We start from the raw sequence: 12,438 nt of genomic DNA, 5'->3' as shown, positions 1-12,438 counted from the left end.
TAATTACTTGATGAGCCGTTAATTACTTCTTTTTAGGGGCTAGCACCATGATCATCTGGCGACCTTCAATCTTCTTAGGGAAAGATTCAACTACAGCAATTTCTGCAGTATCTTCCTTAAGACGATTTAGAACGTCAACACCGATGTCTTGGTGTGCCATCTCTCGGCCACGGAAGCGAATTGTTACTTTCACTTTGTTGCCTTCTTCAAGGAAACGCGTCAGGTTGCGTAGTTTTACCTGATAGTCTCCAATATCAGTTCCAGGACGGAATTTTACTTCCTTGATCTGGACCTGCTTTTGCTTCTTCTTCTGCTCTTTAGCAGTTTTGCTCTTCTCGAAGAGGAACTTACCATAGTCCATCACACGACAAACAGGTGGCTCGGCGTTAGGACTGATCTCAACGAGATCCATACCAGCTTCTTCAGCAGCTGCAATGGCTTCTTGAATCGATACAACACCAACTGATTCACCGTCAGCGCCTGTTAGTCGAACTTCACGAATACCACGAATTTCACCGTTGATACGGTGCGGGTTTTGTTTTACCGGCTGTTGGCCACGTCTTCCGCCTTTAATAGCTTATTCCTCCAGATTGAGCTTACGGCTAGAGATCTCGTCTTGGATGTATGCAATAAAATCATCCACTTTAAATTTACCAAGATCTTTACCTTTACGAGTACGCACTGCAATTTCGCCAGCTTCCATTTCTTGGTCACCAACAACAAGCATATACGGTACACGCTTCAAAGTATGTTCGCGGATTTTAAAGCCAATCTTCTCATTTCTCAAGTCCGCTTTAGCTCTAATTCCACTTTTTTGTAGTTTTTGTACTATTTCTTGAACATAACCTGACTGTTTATCAGTAATGTTCATAAGAACTGCTTGTTCTGGCGCCAACCAAGTTGGGAAGAAACCAGCATATTCTTCGATAAGGATACCGATGAAGCGCTCTAGTGAACCTAGAATCGCACGGTGAATCATTACCGGTACAAGACGTTCATTGTTTTCACCTACATAAGTTGCACCTAAGCGACCTGGTAGGTTGAAGTCTAGCTGGACAGTACCACACTGCCACGCACGGTCTAGACAATCGTATAGTGTGAATTCAATCTTAGGACCGTAGAACGCACCCTCGCCTTCTTGAATTTCGTATGGAATATCCATCGATTCAAGAGACTGCTTCAATGCTTCTTCAGATTGATCCCAGATTTCATCTGAACCTACACGTTTCTCTGGACGAGTAGACAGTTTCACTACGATGTTGTCGAAACCAAATGTTTGGTACGTATCGTACACCATCTTGATACAGTTTGTTACTTCTTCTTGAATTTGGCTCTCAGTACAGAAAATGTGAGCGTCATCCTGAGTAAAGCCACGTACACGCATAATACCGTGTAGTGCACCAGATGGTTCGTTACGGTGACATGAGCCAAACTCAGCCATACGTAGCGGTAAGTCGCGGTACGATTTTAGACCTTGGTTGAAGATCTGTACGTGACCTGGACAGTTCATTGGCTTAATCGCGTATTCACGGTTCTCAGAAGAAGTTGTGAACATTGCATCAGCGTATTTGTCCCAGTGCCCAGAGCGTTCCCAAAGAACACGGTCCATCATAAGTGGACCTTTCACTTCTTGGTAACCGTACTCATCTAGCTTAGCGCGGATGAATACTTCTAGATCACGGAAGATAGACCAACCATTGTGATGCCAGAACACCATACCCGGTGCTTCTTGCTGCATGTGGAATAGGTCGAGTTGCTTACCAATCTTACGGTGATCACGCTTCGCCGCTTCTTCTAGGCGAGTTAGGTGCGCTTTCAGTGCTTTCTTGTCGTGGAAAGCCGTACCGTAGATACGTTGAAGCATTTTGTTGTCGCTGTTACCACGCCAGTAAGCACCTGCAACATTCAGCAAAGTGAAGTGTTGACAGAAGCTCATGTTAGGAACGTGAGGACCACGACACATGTCGATGTATTCTTCATGGTGGTAAAGGCCTGGACGATCATCACGAGATACGTTTTCGTCTAGGATTTCCACTTTGTATGGTTCGCCACGTGATTCAAACGTATCACGCGCTTCCTGCCAGCTTACTTTTTTCTTAACCACTTCGTACTTGGTTTTCGCTAGCTCTTTCATACGCTTTTCAATCTTTTCAAGATCTTCTTGCGTTAGAGATTCGTCTAAGTCGATATCGTAGTAGAAGCCATTGTCGATGGTTGGACCGATCGCCATTTTAGCTTGAGGGTAAAGCTGCTTAAGAGCGTGACCAAGAAGGTGAGCACAAGAGTGACGAACGATTTCTAGACCGTCTACTTCATCTTTAACTGTGATGATTTCAAGGCTTGCGTCTTCTTCAATTAGATCACACGCATCAACGCGGTTACCGTTTACACGACCAGCGATAGTTGCTTTTGCAAGACCAGGACCGATCGATTGCGCAACTTCCATAGTAGAAACTGGGTTGTCAAATTGACGCTGACTGCCGTCAGGAAGAGTAATAATAGGCATGCTATGTCCTTTACAGTGGTGTTGCACACCAAGCAACACATGTTATTCAAATTAGAAGCTATTTGTTGAAAATAGTTGAGAGTCAATAAAGGCCTCTCGGTAACACGAATACCGGACCGTTATCGAAAATGGGATTGTACCTAGCTCACATTTAGAATGCAAAGCGCGATTTTGTTTTGTCATAAGAACTTAACCGCAGACCCGTCACGACAATCTGATCATGCTTTTTTAAGAGACCGCATAGCTGATGAATGGAATTGCCCCTCAATGAACTTACACAACAAATTACAATATCCCCTATTACGTGTGAACCGATACAAAGCCTAACACGCTGGGCGAGAGCTCAACGTGCGATTTAGGTATATAGTTGTTTTATAGAGTAGTTTGTATGTAGGTATTCATCATGGTCTATTTCAAATCGCGCTTTATGGTGCTTCTAAGCACCTCGATATGTTCTTTGCAAGCCTTCGCATCAAATGACTTATATGGCCCGCTGCGTTCTTACGCACAATCCCCAATGCAAGTGGTTAGTCACACCAACATACTGCGTTCAGGACATAGTCTGCCCTATGGTTTTGTCGAAGCCTATGGTTCAGGAACCGTGGCAAGTGTTTGGGCTCATACTGATGAATACGCACTGGATTATTACCACAATCAAATCGAATTAGGCAGCAAATGGCAAGTCAGCAACCGTTGGCAGTTGGAGCTCAACTATCGATGGGTCTTTGCCGCTGACAACCATTTAGATGGACTGACGAAAAGCTTCCATAAACTTTTCGGTATCGGACAAAATGGGCGGGATAAAGTAGACAGAGATCGTTTTTACATTTCAATGCCGCAATATGATGTGCTTGAAGATGATTTCGAAGGACAAACACTGGCCAATAACCTATCTACTTACTTACAGTATCAAGTGTTCCAAAATGAACATCACGGCCTATCGATTGGCGGCAGTTTGTATTTTAACGATGTGGCTCACGGCACTTTTCAAGGTAGCAGTTTCGAGCAAGGCTTCCAATTAAACTACAGCTACTTAAGTGATGCTCATGCATTTTATTCGATGATTGGCATGACTTTTCGCTCGGATGACCGTGCCTTGCTCGATCTGCCCTATCGACATAATACGATTGCCATTGCGGGTGGGTACCGTTATGCCTTAGAAGATAACCATCACCTGATGTTGGAATATCATTGGTATCAAGGGTCAACAGAAGGACCCACAGAGTTTGCTGATGCCTCTAATGAACTGGTATTGGGCTATCGATATCTAATGGAAAATTCAGCGCTTGAGTTTTTAGCCGTAGAGAACGCAAGAAACATGGATAACAGTACCGATATCGCTTTCACAATAGGATATCGGTACATATTTTCATCAAGGTGATGAGAGCTATAGATTTAGCGTTGGTGCAACTGCGGCTGCGACTTGAGCATCGGTTGCATTGATCGGCAACGTAAACGAGCGATATTGGTCACCGGCCAAGCTGAGCGAACGGTCAATCTCTGCCAAACAATGCATGACCTGCCCTTCCAGAATAAAAGAGAGCTCAATTTCTTTTGATGAGATAAAGCCGCTGTTACGGAACTCTAGCTCTTGATAAATACCAGAGCGAGAGGCAAACGAGCCACCGCGCAAAAAGCCTTTTTCAACATCGGCTTTAACCATAGTGAAGCCAGCTTGCTCGATCGCTTGAATAACCCGAGATGCTACTGGTAGTGGTTTCACTTCAATATAGTCACGATCACGCGGATCAATTGCAAAATCAATATCTAACGTCGTCTCAACCCAAACATGACATTGATTCTTAAGTGCGCTAACCGCAGTAATTGGCGTTTCATCATGCAATTTTAGCTCAAACGGAACCTGCTTTTCTTCATTAGGTTGAATCACAAAAGGGTCAACTGCTTTCAATTGATCAATAGTGAACGTTTGGTAACTTACGCTATCATCCACTTCGACTTTCATTTCCGTGTTCAATTTAATCGTAATAGCATCAATTTGTTGTTCGACGTCTCCGCCTTTGATATGAACATGCCCTTTCAGCGTCGCTCCTTGAAACACGCTCATTTCGTCCAAAATGGTATCTACTTTTGCAGAGCCGATCCCCAGTGATGCTTTCAATTTTTTAAACATACTTTTCCTTTTTTAGCGATTTTTCTTCTAATAATCGTTTATTTACACAATTGTTTTCTGCTGTGCAAGCAATAGACCACAAGAAAATGCTTGAATTCAATCATCAAGCCAAATAATGCTCAACAGCAAGAGTCATTCAGCCCTGCAATAGGATTGTTCGGTCACTAAGCGGTACATTCGTCGAGAAATGTTTGCAATTTGTACCTAAATTAAGCAGTATTTGTATAGTCAAATAAAGGAAAATGATTATGTCTGCACCACTCTACATTCAAATTAAACAATTTATCCTGGATAAAATTGAGGCTGGAGAGTGGGTAGTTGGTCATCGCATCGCCACCGAGATTGAGCTTACCGAGCAATTTGGTGTCAGTAGAATGACAGTGAACAAAGCAATTCGGGATTTAGTTAATGAGGGCCGATTACAACGTCGCCCACGCTTAGGCACGTTCGTGTGTGATCCTGGTGAAAAGTCAGAATCTCCCCTGCTAGACATTCGAAACATTGCCGAAGAAGTCAGCGATAGAGGGCGAAAGTATGGCAGTAAAGTGCTCAAACAGATTGCTATAAAAGCAGATGACAACATTGCGACAAAACTCGGCGTTATGTTAGGCACGACAGTGTTTTACAGTGAAATTATTCACTATGAAGACCAAACGCCGATTCAATTGGAGCTCCGCTGGGTGAATAGCCAATATGCCCCGAGTTATTTAAATCAAGACTTCACACAAATCACTCCAAATCAATACCTGTCAGATAATTGCCCACTCAGCGCGATAGAACATACTGTAGAGGCAATTGTGCCTGAAAGCCGTATTAAGCAAGACTTAAAAATGCAAGCCAATGAACCTTGCCTTCTCTTGAATCGCAGAACGTGGAGCCAAGATAAGTTAGTCAGTACCGCCCTACTTTATCACCCTGGTAACAAATATAAGCTGAGCTCAAAAGTGCTCATTTAAGGACAAGATTTGTCCTCTAGATCTACGTTTTGATCACATTTTAGCAACATCAATCTTGTCAGTGTTCTTATTTTGCTCTATTTATTTGTATATACATTTAATGATACAAATAAACACAGGGACACAAACATGGATTTGCTGATTGAAAACGCACGTCTAGTTACCATGCAATCGGGAGAATGCGGATACCTTCCAACGCCTCCAGCGCGCATTGGTATTCAATCTGGAAAAATCGTTGCGATCAGTACTTGTGCCATTGGTGAAGACGCACCGCAAACCGAGTCTCTGCTGTCTGCCCAACATTACCCTCAGAGTATCGACCTTCAAGGCAAGTTAGTTCTGCCAGGTTTGATCGACTGCCACACTCATCTTATTTACGCGGGCAATCGTGCCAACGAATTTGAAATGCGCTTAAACGGCGTGCCATATCAAGAAATTTCCAAACAAGGCGGTGGGATACTTTCAACGGTGCATGCGACGCGTTCAGCAACCGAAGCGCAATTAGTTGAGTTAGCGTTGCCACGTTTAGACGGGCTACTCGCGAGCGGCGTCACTTCTGTCGAAGTGAAATCAGGCTACGGATTGACACTGAATGATGAAGTAAAAATGCTCCGTGCAGCCAAAATGCTTGAACAAGAGCGCAAAGTTAAAATCACCACTACACTTCTCGCCGCTCACGCTATTCCGCCAGAGTTTCAAGGTCGTGCAGATGATTATATTGAGCACATTTGTCAGGACATAATCCCTGTTGTCGCAAAGGAAGAATTAGCTACGAGTGTCGATGTTTTTTGTGAATCGATTGGTTTCAATCTTGAACAAACAGAAAAAGTGTTTGTAGCTGCAAAACGCCACGGCTTAAAGGTTAAAGGGCATACTGAGCAACTTTCTAATCTCGGTGGTACAGCCCTCACTGCGCAATACAACGGTCTGTCAGCGGATCACATCGAGTTTTTAGATGAGCAAGGTGTTAAAGCACTTGCTCGATCAAACACCGTCGCCACTCTATTGCCTGGCGCTTTTTATTTTCTAAGAGAAACTCAGTTACCACCGATTGAGTTGTTGAGAGAGCATAACGTGCCGATGGCAATTGCTACGGACGTCAACCCAGGTACATCACCATTTTCTGATCTCACACTCATGCTGAATATGGCGTGCACGCTATTTCGCCTTACACCGCAAGAAGCACTGCGTGGTGTAACGCAACATGCAGCCAAAGCTCTGGGTTATCAAAACTCACGTGGCGAAATCAAAGTAGGGTTTGATGCGGACTTCTCTATCTGGGATATCGAAAGCCCTGCGGATTTAAGCTATCAAGTCGGAGCAAAACGTCTGGTAGGTCGTATAGTAAATGGTGAATACATTTCACACGGAGGCCAATAATATGTCTCAGTTCGACCTACACTCTCCCCTATTTCATTGGCAAGGTCGTCATGATGCCGAGGACGGCAAGCTTGGTCAGCGAATTCATCACGTTGTTCAACGCCAAAAAGCAGATGAGTTGAGTGCCGTTGCGCATGGCGTCTCATTACTCGGTTTTGCTACCGACGCTGGCGTTGCGAGAAACAAAGGACGCATTGGCGCGAAAAAAGCGCCAGACTTAATCCGACGAGCACTCGCTAATTTAGCATGGCACCAAGACGCCCCGCTATATGACTTAGGTACTGTGGTGTGTGAAGACGACTTACTGGAAGAGAGCCAAACTCTATGTGCAGCAACTATTTCAAGCGCACTGCCCCATACGCCAGTCATCGTGCTAGGTGGTGGGCATGAGATTGCGTGGGCCTCCTTTTCCGGCTTAGCGGGGTATTTTAAAGAGCACTATCCAGAGAAGAAGCCTAAAATCGGCATTATTAATTTCGATGCTCATTTCGATTTGCGCGCATTTGAGAGCAACCTCGCCGACATAAGACCGAGCTCTGGTACACCCTTCAACCAAATTCACCATTTTTGTCAACGTAACGATTGGGACTTTCATTACGCTTGTATTGGTGTAAGCCGCAGTAGCAACACTAAAGCGCTATTTGAAAAAGCAGATGCGTTAAATGTTTGGTATGTAGAGGACAATCAGCTCTGCTACTTAAACCACAGTTATCACTTAACTCAGCTTCAGCATTTTATTGACGACTGTGACTACCTCTATTTGACCATTGATCTGGATGTATTTCCTGCCGCAACCGCACCTGGAGTCAGCGCACCAGCAGCTCGGGGAGTGAGTTACGACACTATTGCACCCTTTTTAGATCGAATTCTTCATTACAAAAATAAGTTAATGCTGGCTGATATCGCCGAATACAACCCAAATTATGACGTCGATAGTCAAACAGCACGATTAGCTGCCCGTTTGTGTTGGGATATCGCCAACGCAATGGCGGAAAAACAGCACAAACCATAATGCATCCCAGATGCCACTGATTATTACGACCAAGCAAGTACTTGGTCATCACGAGAAACTAAAGGAGTCTGAAATGACACAGCGCCAGGGACAAGATCCACGACTTGATACAAGCAGAACAATTCGTGCACCTCACGGAGATAAACTGCGCGCAAAATCTTGGCTAACCGAAGCCCCTCTTCGTATGCTGATGAACAACCTTGATCCTGATGTTGCAGAACATCCACATTCACTGGTTGTATATGGCGGCATTGGCCGAGCAGCGCGAAACTGGGAATGTTACGACAAGATTGTTGAAGTACTTGAAAGACTCGAAGATGACCAAACGCTTTTAGTTCAATCAGGCAAGCCTGTTGGTGTTTTCCCTACTCATAAAAATGCCCCACGCGTGCTTATCGCAAACTCAAACCTTGTTCCGCATTGGGCAAACTGGGAACACTTCAACGAGCTCGATAAACAAGGCTTGATGATGTACGGCCAAATGACCGCTGGCAGCTGGATATACATTGGCTCGCAAGGTATCGTACAAGGCACATACGAAACGTTCGTATCTGTTGCAAAAAAACACTTTGACGGTGAAGCAAAGGGCCGTTGGATTCTAACAGGTGGTCTCGGTGGCATGGGTGGTGCTCAACCTCTCGCTGGTACAATGGCGGGCTTCTCCATGATTGCAGTAGAGTGTGATGAGTCACGTATCGATTACCGCCTACGTACAGGCTATGTCGATAAGAAAGCGACTTCTTTAGATGAAGCGCTAGCTATCATTAAAGAGTCAGACACACCAGTATCGGTTGGTCTACTAGGTAATGCAGCAGACGTTTTCTCTGAGCTGGTAGAACGTAATATCACGCCTGATGTAGTAACAGACCAAACGTCTGCACACGACCCGCTCAATGGCTATTTACCACAAGGCTGGAGCATGTCTCACGCAGCAGAAATGCGTTTGCAAGATGAAGCAATGGTCGTAAAAGCAGCGAAAAAATCCATGGCTGTGCAAGTTCAAGCGATGTTAGAGCTGCAAAATCGCGGCGCCGCAACACTCGACTACGGTAACAACATCCGCCAGATGGCCTTGGAAGAAGGCGTAGAAAACGCATTTGATTTCCCTGGCTTCGTTCCAGCCTACATTCGTCCTCTATTCTGTGAAGGTATCGGTCCTTTCCGTTGGGCTGCTCTCTCTGGCGATCCTGAGGACATTTATAAAACCGACCAAAAAGTAAAAGAGCTAATTCCAGATAATCCGCACTTACATAACTGGCTAGATATGGCTCGCGAACGCATCCAGTTCCAAGGTTTACCTGCGCGTATTTGCTGGGTTGGTCTTAAAGATCGTGAGCGTCTTGGTCAAGCATTCAACGAAATGGTGAAAAATGGCGAACTTAAAGCGCCCGTTGTCATTGGTCGAGATCACTTAGACTCTGGCTCTGTAGCAAGCCCGAACCGTGAAACCGAAGGTATGATGGACGGTTCTGACGCCGTATCAGACTGGCCATTATTAAACGCGCTACTCAACACGGCGGGCGGCGCAACTTGGGTTTCACTGCACCACGGCGGTGGCGTAGGTATGGGCTTCTCGCAACACTCAGGTATGGTTATCTGCTGTGACGGCAGTGAAGATGCCTCACAACGTATTGCCCGCGTGCTGCATAACGACCCAGCAACAGGCGTGATGCGTCATGCTGATGCGGGATACGATATCGCTAAACAATGTGCAGCAGAGCAAGGGCTAGATTTGCCAATGCTCAACGAAGAACTGAAGAAGCTCAAGTAAGGATGAAAGAGATGTTAAATTTAACGCTAAAGCCAGGTCATATTAGCTTAAACGAACTACGCCAAGTGAGCCGTTCACCAGTCAACCTTACTTTGGATCCTGAAGCCATTCCGGCCATTGAAGAAAGCACACAGGTCGTAGACCGAGTCATCGCGGAAGATCGAACGGTTTACGGAATTAACACTGGTTTTGGGCTATTGGCTAACACACGAATAGCACCAGAAGATTTAGAAACACTGCAACGCAGTATCGTTCTTTCTCATGCGGCAGGTATCGGTGAGTTTATGTCAGATGAAACGGTTCGTCTGATGATGGTATTAAAAATCAATAGTCTGTCTCGTGGCTTTTCTGGGATTCGCCTAAAAGTCATTAATATGCTGACCGACCTAGTCAACGCACAAGTTTACCCTTGTGTACCTAAAAAGGGCTCTGTTGGCGCATCAGGTGACTTAGCTCCTCTAGCCCATATGAGCACTGTATTACTGGGAGAAGGACAAGCTCGCCACAACGGTAAAATCATTTCCGGGCAAGAAGCATTAAAAATCGCAGGTCTAGAGCCTATCACTCTGGCGCCAAAAGAAGGCTTAGCGCTACTAAATGGGACTCAGGCATCCACAGCGTTCGCATTGGAAGGCCTGTTTATCGCGGAAGACCTTTTCGCGTCAGCAACCGTTTGTGGTGCAATGTCTGTTGAAGCCGCTCTCGGCAGCCGACGTCCATTCGATCCGCGCATTCACCGTGTACGTGGTCATCGCAGCCAAATGGACGCAGCACTCGCATACCGTCATTTGTTAGACACATCGAGTGAAATAGGTGATTCGCACACTAACTGTGAAAAAGTACAAGACCCGTATTCTTTGCGCTGTCAGCCTCAAGTGATGGGCGCGTGTTTACAGCAAATCCGCAATGCGGCGGAAGTATTACAAGTAGAAGCGAACTCCGTATCAGATAATCCGTTGGTGTTTGCTGAAGATGGTGACATCATCTCTGGCGGTAACTTCCACGCGGAGCCTGTTGCAATGGCAGCCGACAACCTAGCACTTGCGATTGCCGAGATCGGTAGCTTGTCTGAACGTCGTATGGCATTACTTATCGATAGCGCGCTATCAAAACTACCACCGTTCTTAGTCGACAATGGTGGTGTGAACTCTGGTTTCATGATTGCTCAGGTTACCTCTGCTGCGTTAGCAAGTGAAAACAAAACACTCGCTCACCCAGCGTCAGTAGACAGCTTGCCAACATCTGCAAACCAAGAAGATCACGTGTCAATGGCAACATTCGCGGCTCGCAGATTGAAAGAAATGGGCGAAAACACTCGCGGTATTCTGGCGGTAGAATACCTCTCAGCAGCACAAGGCCTAGACTTTAGAGCACCAAACAAGTCCTCTGAGCGTATCGAGATTGCGAAACAAATGTTGCGTGAAAAAGTATCGTTCTACGATAAAGATCGCTACTTTGCTCCAGACATTGAACAGGCAAATACTCTGCTTAAGCTGGCTATCCACAACACGCTCATGCCAGAGAGCTTGTTACCAAGTGTTCAATAACCAAGCATAACTGGCATTTCATCGAATAAACAGATAATGACTTGAAGGCTCTACGTTCAGCGTGGAGCCTTTTTACATACGATTAAACATGTTGATGGCACTATTTATGAACGCCTGTCTACTTTGATGGCTATACTTTAAAAGATAGGCGAGCGAAAAGGTCGTTGTTTATTGTTTTCACAAATAAAAGCGTTGCTAAAGTATGCGTTTTTAACGGTTTATCCGCCGAAATAGTGTCTTATTGTTAGGATACGGTGAAGTTTTCACTGGATGGACCATTGCTACGCAGATATTCGCATATAATCCCACACAGTTTTGGTTACTACGTAAAAATTATGTTTCTAACACCTTATTTTTCAAACACTAATCACCAGTTTCAGTTCACTCGCGAACAAGCAAGCCACTTTGCAAAACGTGTCGCAGATGACTACAACCCAATTCATGATGAAGACAACAAACGCTTTTGTGTCCCTGGAGATTTACTTTTCGCTGTGCTTCTTAGTAAAGAAGGCGTTAGCCAAAAGATGCGTTTTAACTTCTCTGGCATGGTAAACGATGGTGTAGCACTTCATATTGAAAATAAGTGTGACAAAGAAAGCGCTGTTGTTGACGAGGCAGGTAAAGAATACTTACACATGTCCCGTGAAGGTGAAACTAACCACGATCCGGCATTTATTGAGCATGTAGTGACAAATTACGTGCAATTTTCTGGTATGAACTTCCCTCACATCATGGTTCCTCTTATGGAAGAGAAGCAAATGATGATTAACTGCCAGCGTCCATTAGTTATTTATGAAAGCATGGAAGTCGAATTTTCACGCTTAGACCTTACGCATCCAGAGGTGGATTTCACTGGCGCAACATTCGACGTAGAAGGAAAACGAGGTGTAGTCACCTTAAACTTTGCGTTCAAAGAAGACGGTGAAGTCGTTGGTAAAGGTATTAAGCGCATGGTTGCAAGTGGCTTGAAGCCATATGACCAAGAAGCGGTTGACGACCTTGTACGCCGCTTTAATGAACGTAAGGATGCATTCCTAGCAAAGTTCGTTAAGGCAGCCTAGTCGACTGCCCTATCAGAAGCGCACAAAAAACGTGTTTACTAAAAGAAAGCCCAACGTCGACCGTTGGGCTTTCT

At 45.1% G+C, this 12,438-nt stretch carries 10 protein-coding genes; 7 read left to right on the top strand and 3 right to left on the bottom strand.

Annotated features, from left to right (window positions below):
• Positions 1 to 22: 22 nt before the first annotated feature.
• A complete protein-coding gene (gene infC, locus R7R24_RS07555; protein WP_080276913.1) occupies positions 23 to 574 on the bottom strand; it encodes a translation initiation factor IF-3 in 552 nt (183 codons plus the stop codon).
• A 3-nt stretch (positions 575 to 577) separates the two neighbouring features.
• Complete coding sequence (gene thrS / locus R7R24_RS07550; protein ID WP_005395892.1) at positions 578 to 2,506, bottom strand: threonine--tRNA ligase; 1,929 nt, start codon at positions 2,504 to 2,506, stop codon at positions 578 to 580.
• Between the two features lie 403 nt (positions 2,507 to 2,909).
• Here thrS and R7R24_RS07545 point away from each other — a divergent pair, with 403 nt between their 5' ends.
• Entirely contained in the window at positions 2,910 to 3,887 is a 978-nt protein-coding gene (locus tag R7R24_RS07545) for a DUF3187 family protein (RefSeq protein WP_053303168.1), read from the top strand.
• A 6-nt stretch (positions 3,888 to 3,893) separates the two neighbouring features.
• Here the strand turns inward: R7R24_RS07545 and R7R24_RS07540 are convergent, their stop codons facing one another.
• The gene (locus R7R24_RS07540) at positions 3,894 to 4,637 is read right to left on the bottom strand and encodes a sporulation protein (RefSeq protein ID WP_017821818.1); all 744 of its coding nucleotides are present in this window, start codon (positions 4,635 to 4,637) and stop codon (positions 3,894 to 3,896) included.
• Between the two features lie 248 nt (positions 4,638 to 4,885).
• Between R7R24_RS07540 and hutC the strand changes: the two genes are divergently transcribed.
• The 6 genes from hutC (at position 4,886) to R7R24_RS07510 (ending at position 12,364) form a co-directional block, all read left to right on the top strand.
• Positions 4,886 to 5,593, top strand: a complete 708-nt coding sequence (hutC, locus tag R7R24_RS07535; RefSeq protein ID WP_017634851.1) for a histidine utilization repressor — start codon at positions 4,886 to 4,888, stop codon at positions 5,591 to 5,593.
• A gap of 129 nt (positions 5,594 to 5,722) precedes the next feature.
• Complete coding sequence (gene hutI, locus R7R24_RS07530) at positions 5,723 to 6,973, top strand: imidazolonepropionase (protein WP_054577915.1); 1,251 nt, start codon at positions 5,723 to 5,725, stop codon at positions 6,971 to 6,973.
• Position 6,974: 1 nt separating this feature from the next.
• Positions 6,975 to 7,985, top strand: a complete 1,011-nt coding sequence (gene hutG / locus R7R24_RS07525; RefSeq protein WP_054577916.1) for a formimidoylglutamase — start codon at positions 6,975 to 6,977, stop codon at positions 7,983 to 7,985.
• A gap of 73 nt (positions 7,986 to 8,058) precedes the next feature.
• Entirely contained in the window at positions 8,059 to 9,756 is a 1,698-nt protein-coding gene (gene hutU, locus R7R24_RS07520; protein WP_054578031.1) for a urocanate hydratase, read from the top strand.
• An 11-nt stretch (positions 9,757 to 9,767) separates the two neighbouring features.
• Positions 9,768 to 11,303 (top strand): histidine ammonia-lyase, encoded by a 1,536-nt coding sequence (gene hutH / locus R7R24_RS07515; protein WP_017821814.1) that lies wholly within the window; start codon positions 9,768 to 9,770, stop codon positions 11,301 to 11,303.
• 335 nt (positions 11,304 to 11,638) lie between these two features.
• The gene (locus R7R24_RS07510; protein ID WP_054577917.1) at positions 11,639 to 12,364 is read left to right on the top strand and encodes a DUF3581 domain-containing protein; all 726 of its coding nucleotides are present in this window, start codon (positions 11,639 to 11,641) and stop codon (positions 12,362 to 12,364) included.
• The last annotated feature ends 74 nt before the right edge of the window (positions 12,365 to 12,438 follow it).

The sequence above is a fragment of the Vibrio sp. 704 genome, from assembly GCF_033339295.1.
Note: the sequence above shows the minus strand (reverse complement) of the source record. Positions and strands in the feature narration are given on the sequence as shown.

What these genes read in the sequence shown, in the direction of transcription:
- R7R24_RS07545 (WP_053303168.1), top strand. Translation starts at nt 2,910, where the DNA reads ATGGTCTATTTCAAATCGCGCTTTATGGTGCTTCTAAGCACCTCGATA.
- hutG (WP_054577916.1), top strand. Translation starts at nt 6,975, where the DNA reads ATGTCTCAGTTCGACCTACACTCTCCCCTATTTCATTGGCAAGGTCGT.
- hutU (WP_054578031.1), top strand. Translation starts at nt 8,059, where the DNA reads ATGACACAGCGCCAGGGACAAGATCCACGACTTGATACAAGCAGAACA.
- hutI (WP_054577915.1), top strand. Translation starts at nt 5,723, where the DNA reads ATGGATTTGCTGATTGAAAACGCACGTCTAGTTACCATGCAATCGGGA.
- hutC (WP_017634851.1), top strand. Translation starts at nt 4,886, where the DNA reads ATGTCTGCACCACTCTACATTCAAATTAAACAATTTATCCTGGATAAA.
- thrS (WP_005395892.1), bottom strand. Translation starts at nt 2,506, where the DNA reads ATGCCTATTATTACTCTTCCTGACGGCAGTCAGCGTCAATTTGACAAC.
- hutH (WP_017821814.1), top strand. Translation starts at nt 9,768, where the DNA reads ATGTTAAATTTAACGCTAAAGCCAGGTCATATTAGCTTAAACGAACTA.
- R7R24_RS07510 (WP_054577917.1), top strand. Translation starts at nt 11,639, where the DNA reads ATGTTTCTAACACCTTATTTTTCAAACACTAATCACCAGTTTCAGTTC.
- R7R24_RS07540 (WP_017821818.1), bottom strand. Translation starts at nt 4,637, where the DNA reads ATGTTTAAAAAATTGAAAGCATCACTGGGGATCGGCTCTGCAAAAGTA.